Raw genomic sequence first — 17,180 nt, 5'->3', positions numbered from 1 at the left:
ACGGACCAGTGGCTCTACAGCCTGGTCAGCGGGGACCTAATGAACTTCAACGTCGGCTTCCGGCCGAGTCCGATGGCACTCGTGTTCACCGTGGGCGCGTTGGCGATCAGCCTGCTCGGCTCGCTGCCGCCGGCCCGCCGCGCGGCGCGACTCAACATCATCGAGGCCGTCGGCGTCGAGTAAGGCGACGGCGATCTCAGTTCAGCTGTCCACCTCAGAGGCCGAAGAAGTCGTTCGCGACGAGGATGTCCCACAGCCCTGCGAGGGGATCCGTGAAGGGAATGGTGAACGAGCTGTCGATCCCTAGGCTCGGGTCGATGAACGTGTTGACTGTCACGCCGGTCATCCCTCCGGCAATGTCAGCGGGCACCCCTAATGTAGTCAATGCATCCGAGGGGTCCGTCCCAGAAGTCAACACATCCATGACGCCGGGGAGAGACGGAAAGGTCACAACCATCGCCTCAAAATTGTCGCTAGGGTCGGCCACCCCCACGTCGGTGACGCCGAAGAGGGCCAACAATGGGTCCTTGGCAGAGTCAAAGTCTGTGTCCGCTCCTACGCTAACGTCGTCAGGGTCGGCGTGGGCGACGGGGCTGGTTGCCAACGGGATGAGCCCGGCCGCCAGAAAAGCACCGGCAGCGGTGCCGAGAACGAGTGTCATACGCCGAGCACTCATTGGAGACTCCAATCGCGAGTGTGATCTAAGCCACTGTTAATACAACCTGAGCATAGACCTAAAGAAACCTGAGCGAAACCCCCTCACCAGGCTCGATCAGGGGGGCCGGTGAGATCAGAAACCAAACTGGAGGAAGTCAGTAAAGATCTGGGCGAGAGGATCCGTGAACGGAAGCTCGAACGAGAGCATGGACGCCAGGGCCGGGTTGCTCGGGTCTATGAACGTGTTTACTGTCTCCCCGGCCTCCCCTATGCCCGCGGCGCCGAGCCCGACGCCGTCGGAGGGGTCGGCTCCGGAAGTCAAAATATCCGTGAAGCCAAGTTGCTGACTTGAGAAAACTGTCGCAACGAACTCATTGTCGGAAGGGTCGGCGAATGACTGGTCCGTGAACATGCCGAAATTTTGGAGGGGTCCAGTCATGAAGTCGGTGTCTACCCCCGGGGAGCCATCATCCCCGTCGGCGTGCGCGATTGGGCCTGTTGCCAACGAGATGAGCCCGGCAGCGACGAAAGCGCCGGCGGCCGTGCCGAGGCCGGCCAGATTCTTGTAACTCATGGGAGACTCCACTTCTCGAATCATTGGATGATGTGTGTGGCGGGCTCCCCGCGGCCGACTTGTCCCCTCTGATTTATTGATGATGTTGTGGGTAGCCCACAGCCGGCGACTCGCGAGCGGCGAATGTTCGGCATAACGGGTACACGGACCGTTAGTTAACGGCAACTGAATAGAAGCTAAACAGAAGCTGAACAGAAGATAACGATTGCCCCATCGGTGAACCCTCACGTTCACGCATCGCGGTCGATAACGGTGGCGAATCCTTGTAGATGAGGAGTGCACGGGGCCGGCACCAGGGTGCGTCGGGTGTTGCGTAACCCCCCGGTATCGAATCCGGCCGCGGCAATGGCGTCGATGGTTCGGCGGTTCGGCTCGCAGCCGGAGGCCAGCCAAGACCACGGCTTGGCGATCAGGTCCTGGAACCGACCCATCAGCCCGTCCCCGCGGACATGTTCGAGAACGACCAATCTGCCCCCGGGAGCGAGGACCCGTCGGATCTCGCCGAGGGTAGCGGCCACATTGTCGACCGAGCACAGCACCAGCCCGACATGCACCGAATCGAAACTGTTGTCCGGGAAGGGAATCGATTCGCCGATACCGTCGACGATATCGACGGCAATGTTTCGGCGGCGAGCCAGCGCTGACGCCATTCGGCGCATCGCCGCCTCCGGCTCCACGGCCGCGACCGACGTCACCGCGGGCGGAAGAAACATCAAGTCAGTTCCCGGGCCCAGACCCACCATCAGCAGCCGGCCGGTGGCATTCCTCATCGCCTCTCGGCGATAGCGGCGGTAGAACAGCCGGTCAAAGATCGGCATGCCGAGTCGATAGACATACGGGAATAGCGGATTACGCCGGGTCATCGGTTACCTAGATCAAGTCGGAACGGCGGATATTCGTCGCGCATCAAGGAGACGTACACGGCTACCCGATAACGCCATCGAACGAGGCCCAGGAGAAGGTCGGACATGCCCCGCGGGATAGTGCCGGTGAATAACAGCCAGAACGGGGCGATGACGCACAGCAGCTGCAGCAGCGGCTCCATCGCCCAACACATGAGTATCTGCGGCAGCCCCAGGAGCCACCACTTCACCAGCACCGCCCAATTCGTGAGCCGTTCCGGATAGTCGACTTCGAGATCGCCTGGGTAATCGGGCCGAGAAGCGAGCGTGAAAGGCGGGTACTTGTCGGTGCTGTTCATCGGAAACCGGTAGTTCATCACCCGCCACGACCAGCGCAGCACCCCGACATTGAAGTCGAAGAGCGGACGCGGATACCGTCCGGTGAACAAGATGGCGACGCCGGCAACGATGGTCACCAGCGGGTAGGCCAGGTAGAGCAGGATCAATATGGGGTAGTGCGGCACCGCCAGCACGCACCACTTGAAGAGCCACAGCCAGCGTGAGGGCGCGTCGAAATCGCCTCGTACCCGTACGGGCTCGTCCACGCTGTCCATCCTGCGACTCCCCTGGCCGATATGCAGGTCGCTCCAATTTGATTACGGGGGAGAGCAGTGCTGGGTTCAGATCTTGCGCGCGCTGGCCGTCGCGCGGTCAACCTCCCAGTACGCGCGCAGCGCCACCAACATGCCCTCGTCGTTGGCCTTGTAGGTGAACACCCCTTCGGCGGTGACCTGATGCCCGGCCGCCGTGATCAGGATGTGGCCGACGTTGGCTTCCTCGTTGCCGCACTGATAGGTGTCGCGGAAATGAAACTCGATCTTGTCCGTCGGCGCAATCGCCTTGTCCCAGAACGCCGAGATGGCATCCCGACCCCGATGCCCCTTGCCCTCGGGGTCGAAATGCGACGGCCCGATCGGGTCCTCGACGATGGCGTCGTCGGCGAACACCGCCAGCCACGCGTCTTTGTCTCTGGTCCCAACTGCATCGCGGGAACGCTTGCCGGCCAGGTGTGCAGCTGATTCGGTCATGTGTCCTGCCATCCCGAGTGGATATAGGTGTCGGCGAAACGTTTCAACGAATCCTTCTTCTTCTCCAGCGGCGCATCGAACCCGAGTCCGTCAAAAACCCACGGGATCACGATGTTGTCGGTGACGCCGATGTCGGCAAGTTCCCGGTGGCCGTCCACACCGAACTTGTCGATGCACACCGCCTGGTATTCGAAAGGGACATCCGCTCGGTCGTATTCGGCAAGCAAGGCCTTGATTTTGCCGATGGTCTCGGCGAGCTGGTCGGCGGTCATCATCGCGCTGGTCCAGCCGTCGCTGACGCGGGCGGCACGCTTGAGCGCGACGTCAGTGTGGCCGCCGACGTAGAACGGCACGGGTTGGCTGGGCGCCGGGGTCATCTGCAAACGGTCGAAGTCGTAGAACTCGCCGTGGAATTCGACCATTCCACCGTCCAGCACGAGTTTGATGACCTTGATCATCTCGTCGACGCGCGCACCGCGCCGCGCATAAGGCACCCCGCACCATTCGAATTCCTCTGGTGCCCAGCCGATTCCTACACCAAAACCAAACCTGTTGTGGGTCAGGTTGGCTACCGAACCGACTTGGCGGGCCAGCAGCAGCGGATTACGGGAGCCGAGCTTCATCACGTTGGTGTAGAACCGCAGCGTCGAGGTGACCGCGCCCATGGCGCCGGCGGCGATCAGCGGATCGACCCAAGGCGTGTCCTCGTTCCACATCCGCGAGCCGTCGGGGGTGTACGGATAATCGGCGGCGGCCTTCTCCATGTAGAACAACGAGTCTGGCAATGCGATCGCGTCGAATCCCGCCTCTTCGGCGGTCTTTGCGATGTCGACCAACTGATCGATTGGTCCCATCGCGACGCTGCAGGTGTACTTCACGGCTTGTCGGCCCCCACTACCCACATCGAATAATACTGCGAGCCACCGCCGTAGGCATGGCCAAGTGCCTTGCGCGCGCCCCGAACTTGATGGTCGCCCGCCTTGCCCATCACCTGAATGGCCGCCTCGGCGAACCGGATCAGACCGGATGCGCCGATCGGGTTCGACGACAGCACGCCACCGGAAGCGTTGAGCGGAATCCGCCCGCCGATCTCGGTTTCGCCCGCCTCGGTCAGCTTCCAGCCGTCGCCCTCGGGCGCGAATCCGAGGTTCTCCAGCCACATCGGCTCAAACCAGGAGAACGGCACGTAAACCTCGGCGGCGTCGATCTCGTCGATCGGGCTGGTGATGCCTGCTGCCTTCCACAGCGCCTTGGCGGCATCGCGCCCGGCCTGCGGGTTGACCTGGTCGCGGCCGGAGTACGCCAGCGGTTCGGTGCGCAACGCGGTGGCGTGGATCCATGCCACCGGGTGGCCTTCGGCGACTCGCTTGTCGGCGATGTCCTCGTTGCCGATCACCACCGCACAGGCGCCGTCGGACGACGGGCAGGTCTCGTCGAAGCGAATGGGGTCCCACAGCATCTGCGACGCCATCACCTTTTCCAGCGTGATGTCCGGTTGATGCAAGTGCGCCAACGGATTCTTGGCGCCGTTCAGCCGGTCCTTGACCGCCACCATGGCCCCGATGTGCGTCGGCGCGCCGGATCGGCGGATGTAGGAGCGCACGTGCGGAGCGAAGTAGCCGCCCGCACCGGCGCCGACCGGCTTGGTGAACGGCACCGGAATGCTCAACGCCCACATGGCATTCGACTCGGACTGCTTCTCCCATGCCATCGCGAGCACGCGGCGGTACTTGCCAGACTGCACCAGGCTGGCCGCCACCACACCGGTCGACCCGCCGACCGAACCCGCGGTGTGCACCCGGATCAACGGCTTGCCGGTCGCGCCCACCGCGTCGGCCATGAACAGCTCCGGCATCATGACGCCCTCGAAGAAGTCGGGCGCTTTGCCGACGACCACAGCGTCGATGTCGTCCATGGTGGACCCGGAGTCGGACAATGCCTTGTCGATGGCCTCGCGAACCAGGCCGTTCATCGAGACGTCCTGGCGTTTGGCGACATACTTCGTCTGGCCGGTGCCGAGCACCGCAGCCAACTGGCCCGCCATGATTATTTCCCTTCCAGCACGGCGACGAGATTCTGTTGCAAGACCGGGCCGCTGGTCGCGTGCGCGAGCACCCGGCTTGCGGAGCCGTCGAAAATGTGTTGTGCCGCAAAGCCGATGCGCTCCAACCCGGCGCAGAACATTGGGTTGGCCGCCAGTGTCCCGCCCGACGGGTTGACCTTCGTCGACGACGGCAGGCCGATTGCCTCGGTCAGGATCAGTTGCTGATGGGTGAACGGCGCGTAGATCTCGGCCACCTCGATCGAGCTGGTGTCTCCACCGGTCGCAGCCTTGGCGGACGCCGCCGTCGACGGCGACGTGGTCAGGTCCCGGGCGCCGAGGACCGGAGTCTCGATGCGGTGCTCGATCCCGGTGATCCACGCGGGGTTCTTACGCAGCTCGCGGGCCTTGTCGCCAGCGGCCAGCACGATCGCCGCTGCGCCGTCGGTGATCGGCGCAATGTCGTGGCGCCGAAGGGGATCGGCGAAGAACGGCCGGGCCAGCAGCTCGTCGATGCTCTTCGCCGGCTTCTCCGAGTCAGTGCGCTCGGCAACGGCGAACGAGTCCAGGGCGACCTGAGCCATCTGCTCGGCCGTCCACTTGCCGGAGTCCAGGCCGAAGCGGGCCTGCAGCCCCGCCATCGACACCGAGTCGGGCCACAGCGGCGCGACGGTGTACGGGTCGGTCTGCAGCGCGAGCACGCGACGCAGGGTGCCGGCCGAAGACTTGCCGAAGCCGTAGACAAGTGCGGTGTCGACCTCACCGGTCAGCAGCTTGATGTAGGCCTCGTAGAGTGCCCACGCGGCGTCCATTTCCACGTGCGACTCGTTGATCGGCGGCACCGCCCCGATCGAGTCGATCGCCGAGATGAACGAAAATGCGCGGCCGGCAAGGTAATCCGACGAGCCCGAACACCAGAAGCCGATGTCGGTCTGCTCGAGGCCGAGTCCGTCGTACAGCGCATGGAAGCACGGCATCAGCATTTCGACGCCGTTGGTGGTGCCGTCGGTGCGGCGCACATGCGGCGCATGGGCGAATCCGACGACAGCTACATCGCGATCGGTCACGTCATTCCCTCTTACAGGTGGTGTTTGTAGGTGTCGTAGTCGGCGTCGGGTTCGCCGGTCGGCTTGAAGTATTCGATGTTGTCGATGCCGAGGCCCCATTCCTCGCGGGGCTTCCACACCGCCTGCACCCGCATGCCCATCCGCACCTCGGAGGCGTCGATCTCCTGAACCAGGTGCAGAAACGCGATATCGGCACCGTCGAGCAGGACGTAGGCCGCGACGTACGGCGGTTTGATGCGCTGCCCGGCGAACGGGATGTTGATGATCGCGAACGTCGTGACCGTGCCCGTGTCGGGCAGCTCGAGGAAGTTGTCGAGATCGAGCCCGGTCGCCGGGTCTGCTTCCTTCGGAGGGAAGTACACTTTCCCGTTTTCGCCGGTGCGGGCGCCGAGCAGCTTGCCCTCTTCCAGAGCGCGCAGAAACGCGCTCTCTGGAAGCGAAGCGGTGTGCTGGATTTCGATGCTGCTTGGCGTCACCTGGACCGTCACCGGGTCGCGGTCGTCGGTCGTTTCGAGGACGGGCGCCGCCTCCTGGGCTTCTGAGCCGAGCGCAAAGTAGGCGATGTCGGTGATCGCGCCTGCCGGTTCGTCGACCCAATGGGCATGCACCCGCGCCCCGGAGTTGATGGAATCGGATGATCCGGCGGCCCCGACATCAACGGCGTGCAGCAGTGGAATGTCGGCGCCGTCGAGCTTGATCAGCGCCCAGGCGAATGGCCGGTCCAGCGGCTGCCCCGCCAGGGGCTCGGGCTGCCAGGTCCACGACAGCACGGTCCCGACACTGGCCACCGGTACGATCTCGGTCAATCGTTCGTAGGTCACGGGGTCGAACTCGGCGGGCGGGACGTAGACCCGGCCATCCGAGCCCCTGACACCGACGATCCGTCGCTCACGGAGGGCGGTGAAGAACTGGCTGAGGGTGGGTCCGACTGAACGGGTGTAGTCGAAGGACAGCTTCAGAGGTGCCGATAGAGGCGGCTGATGGGTATCGATCTGCACCGGGCTGCTTTGGCTGGTGGTCACAGCATCGAGTAGAACAGGTTCTAAGAATGGTTTCAAGATACGGTCGGGACCTGCAGGAAAGGCGGCTCGCATGAAGCTCGGACTCCAGCTGGGATATTGGGGCGCTCATCCACCGGAAAACCACGCGGAACTGGTCGCCGCGGCCGAGGAGGCCGGATTCGACGCCGTGTTCACCGCCGAAGCGTGGGGATCGGACGCCTACACGCCGCTGGCCTGGTGGGGTTCGTCGACGCAGCGGCTAAGGTTGGGCACGTCCGTGGTGCAACTATCCGCCCGCACACCAACCGCCTGCGCGATGGCGGCGCTGACGCTGGATCACCTCAGCGGTGGCCGGCACATTCTTGGTCTGGGGGTCTCGGGTCCGCAGGTGGTGGAGGGTTGGTACGGGCAGTCGTTCCCCAAGCCGTTGGCCCGCACCCGGGAATACATCGACATCATCCGGCAGGTGTGGGCGCGCGAAAAGCCGGTGACGAGCGACGGCCCGCACTATCCGCTGCCGTTGACGGGGGAGCGTGCGACGGGTCTGGGCAAGCCGCTCAAGCCCATTACCTATCCGCTGCGCTCCGACATCCCGATCATGCTGGGCGCCGAGGGGCCGAAGAATGTCGCGTTGGCCGCTGAGATCTGCGACGGCTGGCTGCCGATCTTCTACACGCCGCGCATGGCCGACACGTACAACGAGTGGTTGGGCGAGGGGTTCGCCCGCCCGGGCGCCCGCCGTAGCCGCGAGGACTTCGAGATCTGCGCCACGGCCAACATCGTCATCACCGATGACCGCAGCGCCGCGTTCGCGGCCATGAAGCCCTACATCGCCCTCTACATGGGCGGGATGGGTGCCGAGGACACCAACTTCCACGCCGACGTCTACCGCCGGATGGGCTACGCCGAGGTGGTCGACGACGTGACGAAGCTCTTCCGCAGCGACCAGAAGGACAAGGCCGCGGCGATCATCCCGGACGAGGTCATCGACGACGCGGCGATCGTCGGCGACGTGGACTACGTGCGTAAGCAGATCAAGGCCTGGGAGGCCGCAGGCGTCACCATGATGGTGGTGTCTGGTCGCAGTACAGAGCAGGTCCGCGAGCTCGCATCGTTGATCTGAGCTGGTGCTTGCGGCCGGCTAGAACACGTTCTAGATTGGCCGGATGGGGATGGGCTCAGAGGGCGCGTGCGTCGCCGAACGACATCTCCACATTGGCCGCGGACTGCGTCATCAACGCCCGCTTGGGCAGGCCCAGCGTCGCCAGTTCTTTGGCGTAGGGGTGGTCGCCCAGCCTGATGCGGGCACCGCCGAGCCGGGTGCGCACGCCCGTCGTGCTCATCTCCGAGGAGATCTCCCGGGTGACGCCGTCCAGGTGGCAGTAGGTTTTGAGGTGTTGCGGTCCCGGCGCCGGGTGCGGCAGTCCGCGGCTGAACTCGATTCCGGCGATCAACTGGCCGTCGGCGCTGACGTCGAACTCGAACTTGCGGCCCTCGCGAACGTTGAAGTCCGCCATGATCTTCGGGTAGCCCCAGATGGTGCGGCCGGCCTCGAGGGTGAACGCCTGATCGACGGGCAGGTGATGGATGAAGGTGGCAGCCTTGGCCATCGCCCGTATGCCTCGAAGTGTTGTGCCCGGCGGGTTCACCATGAAGGCGGTGCCGTACTCGTGGTACTTGCCCAGATCGCCGTCGATGTAGCGCACCAGCAGCTGCGCCAGGATCGCGCGGCCGGGCAGGTATTCGAAGATCTGCAGGCCGCTGTAGTCGATGAGGCGCTGCGCCGCCGCGGCGTTGATCGAGAACATCGCGGCGTGCTGGTCGGCTTTACGGATCACCACCGGCATGGTGAGAACGGTTCCAGCGATGGTGTGTTGCGAGACAGGCATGGGGCTTACTGTAATGCGCTCGAAGCAGAAAACTGGAGGTTGGTTAGATGACTTCGACCATCCCGGACACAATCTTGAACATCGATTTGGCGGACGGTCTTTTCTATGCCGACCGCCGGACTTCACGCGAGGCCTATCGCTGGATGCGGGCCAACCAACCGGTGTTTCGGGACCGCAACGGCTTGGCCGGCGCGACGACGTATCAGGCCATCATCGACGCCGAGCGCGATCCGGAGCTGTTCTCCAGCACCGGCGGCATTCGTCCGGATCAGCCGGGGATGCCGTACATGATCGACATGGACGACCCCGCACACTTGTTGCGGCGCAAGCTGGTCAACGCAGGATTCACTCGTAAGCGGGTGAAGGAGAAGGAGCCGTCCATCGCGAGGCTCTGCGACACGCTGATCGACGCGGTCTGCGAGCGAGGCGAGTGCGACTTCGTCCGCGATATCGCCGCCCCGCTGCCGATGGCGGTGATCGGCGACATGCTCGGTGTGCTGCCCGAGGAGCGCGGCATGCTGCTGAAGTGGTCCGACGACCTGGTGACCGGGTTGAGCTCACACATCGACCCGACGTCGGCGGAGTTCCAGGCGGTAATGGAGGCGTTCGCCGCCTACACCGAGTTCACCATGGACCTGATCACCAAGCGCCGTGCCAACCGGACCGACGACTTGTTTTCCATCCTGGTGAACGCCGAGGTCGAGGGTCAGCGGATGTCCGACGACGAGATTATCCTCGAGACGCTGCTGATCCTCATCGGTGGCGACGAAACCACCCGCCACACCCTGTCCGGCGGCACCGAGCAGGTGGTGCGACATCGCGACCAGTGGAACACGCTGCAAGCCGACCACGCGCTGTTACCGGGTGCGATCGAAGAGATGCTGCGTTGGACGTCACCGGTGAAGAACATGTGCCGGACCTTGACGGCCGATACCGAATTCCACGGCACTGCGCTTCGCGCAGGCGAGAAGATGATGTTGCTCTTCGAGTCGGCGAACTTCGACGAGTCGGTCTTCGACAACCCCGACCAGTTTGATATCCGGCGAGACCCTAACACCCACTTGGCTTTCGGCTTCGGCACCCATTTCTGTCTCGGCAATCAGCTGGCCCGCTTGGAGCTGAGCCTGATGACCGGCCGGGTGCTGGAGCGACTGCCCGATCTGCGGCTAGCCGCCGAAGACAATGTATTGCCTTTGCGCCCAGCCAACTTCGTCAGCGGCCTGGAGGCAATGCCAATGACTTTCACGCCCAGCAGCCCACTGCTCTAACGTGTCCAATGTGAAACTGCTGCGAAAAATCAACGAAAAAATCGCAACAGTTTCACACTCGGCGGTCCCAGGCCACTGATACCCGAGCGATCACGCCACCTTCCGTGTCCTCGGCCGTCACCCGAACGTCGATCCAGCCAAGGTCGGTCAGGGCTTCGGCACGCGCGATGTCTCTGTTGAATTGCCGACGGTCGGTCCAGTGGTGGTCGCCGTCGTACTCGACGGCCAACTTGAGATGCTCCCAACCCATATCAAGTACGGCGACGAGCTGGCCGTACTCGTCGTAGACCGGGATCTGCGTCTGCGGCGGCGGGAAGCCGGCGCGGATAAGCAGCAGGCGCAGCCATGTCTCACGGGGCGACTCGGCGCCCGCATCTACGAGATCCAAAGTCCTGCGGGCCTTTCGGATGCCGCGGCGGCCTGCATAACGCTCGCCGAGGAGGTCGACGTCGGCCATCTTGAGGTGTGTTGCGCGAGCAAGCGAATCGATGGCGGCGACGGCCTTGCCGACCGGGTAGCGGGACGCTATGTCGAGGGCGGTCCGCGCTGGGACAGTGACGGTAACGCCGTCGAGTAGGGCTACCTCGTCGTTTGCGACACGGTCGGACCACGTTCGGATCCCCGCCGGAGCGTGACGATTGTCGTAGATGATCTCCGCGGGGCGATTAGCGTCGACCCATTTGGCACCGTGTAACGCTGAAGCGGAGCGACCAGCGATCACGCCGCGTCGCTGAGACCACAGCCAAGCAGCGTGCGCGCGCACGACGGCCGTGAGCTCGATGTCGCGAGCAACATATACGTCGCGATGAATCGGCGTGAACTTGGTCCGCAATGCGTACGGGGTTAGCGCACCCGATGCGACGGCCTCGCTGCCGATGAATGGTGCCCCCATGACGACGAGTGTGCCGGGCGCGACCGACAGCTCATCGAGCGTGAAACCATTGCGATAAATCGGCGGGAAACTCGCAACAATTTCACGTTCGGCGCCAGGGCGCGCAGGGATGCGCTAGCGCCCCTTGAACTGCGGAGTGCGCTTCTCCTTGAATGCCATCGGGCCTTCCTTCGCGTCGTCGGACAGGAACACCGATATCCCGAGTTGGGTGTCGATTTTGAACGCTTCGTTCTCGTGCATGCCCTCGGTTTCCCGAATCGCGCGCAGGATCGCCTGCACCGCGAGCGGCCCGTTGTTGTTGATCACTTCGGCGATCTCGAGCGCCTTGGTCAACGCCTCACCGTCGGGAACCAGGTAGCCGATCAAGCCGATCTCCTTGGCCTCCGCGGCGGTGATGTGCCGACCGGTCAGCAGCAGATCGCAGGCCACCGTGTAGGGGATCTGGCGTACCAGCCGCACCGCCGAGCCGCCCATCGGGTAGAGGCTCCATTTGGCCTCCGAGATGCCGAACTTGGCGCTATGGCCGGCGATGCGGATGTCGGTGCCCTGCAGGATCTCGGTGCCGCCGGCGATGGCCGGGCCCTCGACCGCGGCGATCAGCGGTTTGGTCAGCCGACGACCTTTGAGTAGGGCATCGATGCGCGACGGGTCGTAGCTGCCGTCTTTGAACGAGTCGCCCGGCGGGCGGGCAGTCGCGGCTTTCAGGTCCATGCCCGCGCAGAAGTAGCCGCCGGCCCCGGTGAGGATGCAGCACCGGATATCGGGATCGTTGTCGACGCGGTCCCACGCCTCGACCATGATCGAAAGCATCTCGGTCGAGAGCGCATTGCGGGCCTCGGGACGGTTCAGCGTCAAGATCAGGGTGTGTCCGCGCTGCTCAATGATGGCGTGTGCTTTTTTGCTGGCGCCTGTTTCGGACTCGCTCACGGGTGATCGCCTTCCCTCGGGCTTGTCAGGCTGGATACAACTTGTAAAAAAATGTAACACGTTCTAATTTGGGGTCCGTGGCCCTGAATATTGCCGACTTGGCGGAGCACGCCATCGACGCCGTACCCGACCGTATCGCGCTGATCTGCGGCGACGACCAGCTGACCTACGCCCAACTGGAGGAGAAGGCCAACCGCCTGGCGCACTACCTTCTCGACCAGGGTGTGCAGAAGGACGACAAGGTCGGGCTCTACTGCCGTAACCGCAACGAGATCGTCATTGCGATGCTGGGCATCGTCAAGGCGGGCGCGATCCTGGTCAACGTCAACTTCCGCTATGTTGAGGGCGAACTTCGCTACCTGTTCGAGAACTCCGACATGGTCGCGGTGGTCCACGAGCGCCAGTACTCCGATCGGGTGGCCAACGTGCTGCCGGATACGCCCAATGTCAAGACGGTCCTCGTCGTCGAGGACGGCAGTGATAACGACTACCAGCGCTACGGCGGCGTCGAGTTCTACGCTGCGATCGCGGCGGGCTCACCCGAGCGGGATTTCGGTGAGCGCAACGCTGACGACATCTACCTGCTCTACACCGGCGGCACCACCGGCTTCCCGAAGGGTGTGATGTGGCGCCACGAGGACATTTACCGGGTGCTGTTCGGCGGAACTGACTTCGCCACAGGCGAATTCGTCAAAAGCGAACACGACCTCGCCAAGGCCGCCGCCGCCAATCCGCCGATGATCCGCTATCCGATTCCGCCGATGATCCACGGCGCTACCCAGTCGGCCACCTGGATGTCGATCTTCTCTGGCCAAACCACCGTGCTTGCACCGGAATTCAACGCCGACGAGGTGTGGCGCACGATTCACGACCACAAGGTGAACCTGCTGTTCTTCACCGGCGATGCGATGGCGCGGCCGTTGCTCGATGCCCTGTTAGCTCATCAGGACGAAGGTAACGAGTACGACCTGTCATCGCTTTTCCTGCTCGCCAGCACCGCGGCGCTGTTCTCACCGAGCATCAAGGAGAGACTGCTGGAGCTGCTGCCCAACCGGGTGATCACCGATTCGATCGGCTCCTCGGAGACCGGTTTCGGCGGCACCAGCATCGTCGCCAAAGACGCGCCGCACAGCGGTGGTCCACGGGTCGCGATCGATCACCGCACGGTCGTGCTCGACGAGGACGGCAACGAGGTGAAGCCCGGCTCCGGCGTGCGCGGTCTCATCGCCAAGAAGGGCAACATCCCGGTCGGCTACTACAAGGATGAGAAGAAGACCGCCGAGACCTTCAAGACCATCAACGGCGTTCGCTACGCGATTCCGGGCGACTACGCGCAGGTCGAGGAGGACGGCTCCGTCACCATGCTGGGCCGCGGCTCGGTCTCGATCAACAGCGGCGGCGAGAAGATCTACCCCGAGGAGGTCGAGGCCGCGCTCAAGGGCCACCCCGACGTCTTCGATGCACTGGTGGTCGGTGTGCCCGACGCCCGGTACGGCCAGCATGTGGCCGCCGTGGTGCAGGCTCGGCCCGGCTCTCGGCCGACGCTGTCGGCACTGGACAGTTTCGTGCGCGCCGAGATCGCGGGATACAAAGTGCCACGCAGTCTTTGGTTGGTCGACGAGGTCAAGCGTTCGCCGGCCGGGAAACCCGACTACCGCTGGGCCAAGGAGCAGACTGAGGCGCGCCCGGCCGACGATGTGCATGCCGCGCACGTGACTGCCTGACGCGCCGGGCTGCGTGACCGATTTCGATAAAAACAATCCGGGAGCGCCCACCGGCTTCTTCGCTTGCGAAGCCGCCGGGCTGCGCTGGCTTTCCGACGTCGACGGTGGTGCGCCCTGCGCGCAGGTTGTTTCCGTTGAGGCGACGAGCCTGACCCTGCGCCGGCTCGACTCGGTGACGCCGACGCCCGACGCGGCGGCTGAGTTCGGCACTCGACTGGCGGTTACGCACGATGCGGGGGCGGCGGCGTTCGGTGCTGGGCCGGACGGATGGGACGGGCCCGGGTTCTTCGGGCCGCTGTCGCAGCCGCTGCCGATGTCGCTGCGACACCACCGGCGGTGGGGCGATTTCTACGCTGACGAGCGACTGACCCCGATGGCCGAGCTCGCGGCGCGGCGTCTCGAGGCTTCGACCCGTGACGCGATCGACTCCGTCGCGGCGCGATGCCGAGCCGGCGACTTCGACGACGATGACCCTCCGGCCCGGCTGCACGGCGATTTGTGGAGCGGGAATGTGATGTGGACGCCCGACGGGGTGGTGCTGATCGATCCGGCCGCACACGGCGGTCACCGCGAAACCGACCTGGCGATGCTCGCGCTGTTTGGCTGCCCGCACTACGACGCTGTCCTCGCCGGCTACCAGCGGGTGCGAAAGCTGAGGCCGGGCTGGCGCAAACGCATTGGCCTGCACCAGCTCTTTCCGTTGCTTGCGCATGTTGTGCTGTTCGGCGGCGGGTACGCGCAGCAGACGCATGCCTGCGCCCGGGCCGCGCTGTCCGTCTAGCCGCGTCTAGAGTCGAAGCGTGAATGGTGCCCAGGCCCTGATCAACGCCCTGGTCGACGGCGGCGTCGACGTTTGTTTCGCCAACCCCGGTACTTCCGAGATGCACTTCGTGGCGGCGCTGGACGCCGTCCCGCAAATGCGAGGCGTGCTGGCCTTATTCGAGGGAGTCGCCACCGGCGCGGCTGATGGCTATGCCCGCATCGCCGGCCGCCCCGCCGCGGTGCTGCTGCACCTCGGCCCCGGGCTGGGCAACGGCCTGGCCAACCTGCACAACGCCCGGCGCGCCAGGGTGCCGATGGTAGTGGTCGTCGGCGACCACGCTACCTATCACAAGAAGTACGACGCCCCACTGGAATCCGACATCGAGGCGGTGGCCGGCAGTGTGTCGGGCTGGCTGCGGCGATCCGACGGTGATGTTGCGGCTGACGCCGCGGAGGCGATCGCTGCCAGCCAGAGCGGCGGACATGTCGCGACATTGATTCTGCCCGCGGATATTTCGTGGACCGAGGATGCACGGGCCGGCGCTTCGGCCGCGGCCGGGCCGACACCGTCGCCCATCGACGCGGACGCGGTCGAGTTGGCGGCAACAGTATTGCGCTCCGGCGAACCCGCGGTAATCCTGATCGGCGGCGACGGCACCCGCAACGCGGGGCTGACTGCGGGGGCCCGGATCGCCGCGGCCACCGGGGCCCGCTGGTACTGCGAGACCTTCCCCACGCGGCTGGAACGCGGCGCCGGCGTCCCCGCCGTCGAACGAATCGCCTATTTCGCCGAGGCCGTCGCGGCTCAACTCGACGGCGCCAAACATCTGTTCTTGGCCGGGGCTGCGTCGCCGGTGTCGTTCTTCGCCTATCCCGACAAGCCGAGCGATCTGGTGCCGGAGGGCTGCCAAGTGCATGTGCTCGGCGAACACACCGGTGCCGCGGAGGCTTTGACCGCGTTGGCCGACGAGGTTGCGCCCGGCTCGAGCGCTGCGGTTGCGGCACCGTCACGTCCACAGCTGCCATCCGGTGCGTTGACCGTGGCGGCGGTGGCCGACGCGGTCGGCGCGCTCATGCCGGAACGGGTGATCGTTGTCGACGAGTCCAACACCTCCGGTGTGTTCCTGGTGGCAGCGACCGCCGGTGCACCCGCGCATGATTGGCTGACCCTGACCGGCGGCGCCATCGGCTTTGGCATACCGTCCGCCGTGGGCGCCGCCGTCGCCGCACCTGACCGGCCGGTGCTGTGTCTGGAATCCGACGGATCGGCGATGTACACGATTTCGGGTCTGTGGACTTTAGCCCGGGAGAACCTGAACGTCACGACGGTGATCTACAACAACGCCGCCTACGACATTCTGCGGATCGAGTTGCAGCGGGTCGGAGTCGGCTCAGCTCCGGGTCCCAAGGCGCTCGATCTCCTTGATTTGTCGCGCCCGACAATGGATTTCGTAAAGATCGCCGAGGGCATGGGCGTTCCGGCGCGGCGGGTAACCACTGCCGAGGACTTCGCCGACGCATTGCGCACGGCCTTCGCTGAACCGGGTCCGCACCTGATCGACGCTGTGGTGCCGTCAATCCTCGGTTAGCTCGGCGAGGTGGTCGACGAGCCAGTCGGCCAGGCCGTTGAGGACGTCGACTCCGGCCTCGAACACGCCGTCGTGGGCTTGGGCCGCCAGCGCGACGCCGACATTCCCGGCTTCGATCGGCACAATCGCGAATTGCCGGACCAGGTAGTCGCCGGCTACGCCGGGACCCCAACCTCCCTTCGCGGCAAAGCCTTTGACAGCCAGTCCCCAGCGATGGTCGCTTGCGAGGTTGTGCATCAAATGGACGACGCGAGCAGCATCGGGAATGCCCGGCAGCCCGGCGGCGAACTGTGCCTGCCGAAACAGGGACCATTGAGTTTGACCGAAAGCTGTATAGCCGGGGCGAAGTCGTCGTGACTCGACCACGGTGGATGTGTCGCCGGCGTCGTCGATGACGGCTTGCACTTTTTGTGCCGCCTCGGCCGGCTCCCCGAGCTGCGACCACAGCTTCTCGGCGGCGGCGTTGTCGGATTGGGTAATCGCGTTGGCCACCAGCTCCCGGCTCCCTACGCCTGCACGCAAGGCCGCAATCGCCAACGGCACCTTGATCGTCGACCATGCGACGCCGGTCGACCAGGCGCCAAGCGACCTCACGGACGTTCCGCCGGCTGGCACGATCGCGACGCCAACCGTCGCCGGGAGGCTCCCGACCAGCTCATGAAAGCTGCTTTCAAGCGATAAGCCGGCCACTGGACAAAGATAGAGCCTTGTTCCAACCTGGTGAGCATGGCTGGCTGTGCCGGGTTGCCGGTGTTCGACACAATGATTGGTTTTCCCCACCAGGGATTTGATCAGTACGACTTCATCCGCAAGCAGACCAAGGACCGGGAGTCGCGGGAGAAGTTCGAATTTCCCGTTG

19 protein-coding genes are annotated in these 17,180 nt (G+C 64.6%); 6 read left to right on the top strand and 13 right to left on the bottom strand.

Annotated elements, in window-relative coordinates; all coding sequences use genetic code 11:
* On the top strand, positions 1 to 183 hold a 183-nt coding region (locus WAN71_RS19240), incomplete at its 5' end, for a hypothetical protein (protein ID WP_422226857.1).
* A gap of 31 nt (positions 184 to 214) precedes the next feature.
* On the opposite strand, the gene WAN71_RS19235 is transcribed toward WAN71_RS19240, so the two are convergent.
* From WAN71_RS19235 to WAN71_RS19195, 9 genes are all read right to left on the bottom strand, one after another.
* Entirely contained in the window at positions 215 to 661 is a 447-nt protein-coding gene (locus WAN71_RS19235; RefSeq protein WP_422226856.1) for a hypothetical protein, read from the bottom strand.
* Positions 662 to 790: 129 nt separating this feature from the next.
* A complete protein-coding gene (locus WAN71_RS19230; RefSeq protein WP_422226855.1) occupies positions 791 to 1,231 on the bottom strand; it encodes a hypothetical protein in 441 nt (146 codons plus the stop codon).
* Positions 1,232 to 1,461: 230 nt separating this feature from the next.
* The gene (locus tag WAN71_RS19225) at positions 1,462 to 2,094 is read right to left on the bottom strand and encodes a class I SAM-dependent methyltransferase (RefSeq protein WP_422226854.1); all 633 of its coding nucleotides are present in this window, start codon (positions 2,092 to 2,094) and stop codon (positions 1,462 to 1,464) included.
* Positions 2,091 to 2,687, bottom strand: coding sequence for a DUF4389 domain-containing protein (locus WAN71_RS19220; RefSeq protein ID WP_422226853.1), 597 nt, complete (start codon positions 2,685 to 2,687; stop codon positions 2,091 to 2,093). Before WAN71_RS19220 ends, WAN71_RS19225 begins: the two co-directional genes overlap by 4 nt.
* Positions 2,688 to 2,753: 66 nt before the next feature.
* Complete coding sequence (locus WAN71_RS19215; protein ID WP_422226852.1) at positions 2,754 to 3,161, bottom strand: nuclear transport factor 2 family protein; 408 nt, start codon at positions 3,159 to 3,161, stop codon at positions 2,754 to 2,756.
* A complete protein-coding gene (locus tag WAN71_RS19210; RefSeq protein WP_422226851.1) occupies positions 3,158 to 4,039 on the bottom strand; it encodes a TIGR03619 family F420-dependent LLM class oxidoreductase in 882 nt (293 codons plus the stop codon). The genes WAN71_RS19215 and WAN71_RS19210 overlap by 4 nt, the downstream gene beginning before the upstream one ends.
* Positions 4,036 to 5,205 carry a thiolase domain-containing protein gene (locus tag WAN71_RS19205; RefSeq protein ID WP_422226850.1) on the bottom strand — a complete coding sequence of 390 codons (1,170 nt, stop codon included), beginning with the start codon at positions 5,203 to 5,205 and terminating at the stop codon, positions 4,036 to 4,038. The genes WAN71_RS19210 and WAN71_RS19205 overlap by 4 nt, the downstream gene beginning before the upstream one ends.
* 2 nt (positions 5,206 to 5,207) lie before the next feature.
* Positions 5,208 to 6,269 carry a thiolase domain-containing protein gene (locus WAN71_RS19200; RefSeq protein WP_422226849.1) on the bottom strand — a complete coding sequence of 354 codons (1,062 nt, stop codon included), beginning with the start codon at positions 6,267 to 6,269 and terminating at the stop codon, positions 5,208 to 5,210.
* A gap of 11 nt (positions 6,270 to 6,280) precedes the next feature.
* Positions 6,281 to 7,291: a Zn-ribbon domain-containing OB-fold protein gene (locus tag WAN71_RS19195; protein WP_422226848.1), complete on the bottom strand. Its 1,011-nt coding sequence runs from the start codon at positions 7,289 to 7,291 to the stop codon at positions 6,281 to 6,283.
* A gap of 70 nt (positions 7,292 to 7,361) precedes the next feature.
* Between WAN71_RS19195 and WAN71_RS19190 the strand changes: the two genes are divergently transcribed.
* A complete protein-coding gene (locus WAN71_RS19190; protein WP_422226847.1) occupies positions 7,362 to 8,393 on the top strand; it encodes an LLM class F420-dependent oxidoreductase in 1,032 nt (343 codons plus the stop codon).
* Between the two features lie 55 nt (positions 8,394 to 8,448).
* Here WAN71_RS19190 and WAN71_RS19185 read toward each other — a convergent pair whose 3' ends face one another.
* A complete protein-coding gene (locus WAN71_RS19185) occupies positions 8,449 to 9,159 on the bottom strand; it encodes an acetoacetate decarboxylase family protein (RefSeq protein WP_422226846.1) in 711 nt (236 codons plus the stop codon).
* Positions 9,160 to 9,206: 47 nt separating this feature from the next.
* On the opposite strand from WAN71_RS19185, the gene WAN71_RS19180 reads away from it, so the two are divergent.
* On the top strand, positions 9,207 to 10,427 hold the full coding sequence (locus WAN71_RS19180) for a cytochrome P450 (RefSeq protein WP_422226845.1): 1,221 nt from the start codon (positions 9,207 to 9,209) through the stop codon (positions 10,425 to 10,427).
* 52 nt (positions 10,428 to 10,479) lie between these two features.
* Here WAN71_RS19180 and WAN71_RS19175 read toward each other — a convergent pair whose 3' ends face one another.
* Both WAN71_RS19175 and WAN71_RS19170 read right to left on the bottom strand, forming a co-directional pair.
* Positions 10,480 to 11,319, bottom strand: a complete 840-nt coding sequence (locus tag WAN71_RS19175) for a hypothetical protein (RefSeq protein WP_422226844.1) — start codon at positions 11,317 to 11,319, stop codon at positions 10,480 to 10,482.
* Positions 11,320 to 11,433: 114 nt separating this feature from the next.
* Positions 11,434 to 12,246 (bottom strand): crotonase/enoyl-CoA hydratase family protein, encoded by an 813-nt coding sequence (locus WAN71_RS19170; RefSeq protein WP_422226843.1) that lies wholly within the window; start codon positions 12,244 to 12,246, stop codon positions 11,434 to 11,436.
* Positions 12,247 to 12,314: 68 nt separating this feature from the next.
* On the opposite strand from WAN71_RS19170, the gene WAN71_RS19165 reads away from it, so the two are divergent.
* The 3 genes from WAN71_RS19165 to WAN71_RS19155 are packed head-to-tail and all read left to right on the top strand — an operon-like array spanning position 12,315 to position 16,321.
* Positions 12,315 to 13,970, top strand: coding sequence for an acyl-CoA synthetase (locus WAN71_RS19165; protein WP_422226842.1), 1,656 nt, complete (start codon positions 12,315 to 12,317; stop codon positions 13,968 to 13,970).
* A 13-nt stretch (positions 13,971 to 13,983) separates the two neighbouring features.
* Positions 13,984 to 14,751, top strand: coding sequence for a fructosamine kinase family protein (locus tag WAN71_RS19160; RefSeq protein ID WP_422226841.1), 768 nt, complete (start codon positions 13,984 to 13,986; stop codon positions 14,749 to 14,751).
* Positions 14,752 to 14,770: 19 nt separating this feature from the next.
* A complete protein-coding gene (locus tag WAN71_RS19155) occupies positions 14,771 to 16,321 on the top strand; it encodes an acetolactate synthase large subunit (RefSeq protein ID WP_422226840.1) in 1,551 nt (516 codons plus the stop codon).
* Here WAN71_RS19155 and WAN71_RS19150 read toward each other — a convergent pair.
* On the bottom strand, positions 16,307 to 17,011 hold the full coding sequence (locus tag WAN71_RS19150; RefSeq protein WP_422226839.1) for a hypothetical protein: 705 nt from the start codon (positions 17,009 to 17,011) through the stop codon (positions 16,307 to 16,309). The two genes, WAN71_RS19155 and WAN71_RS19150, sit on opposite strands and share 15 nt — an antisense overlap.
* Between the last annotated feature and the right edge of the window lie 169 nt (positions 17,012 to 17,180).

Source organism: Mycobacterium sp., from assembly GCF_049280035.1.
Lineage (GTDB): Bacteria > Actinomycetota > Actinomycetes > Mycobacteriales > Mycobacteriaceae > Mycobacterium.
This window is presented reverse-complemented; position numbering and strand designations above follow the sequence as displayed.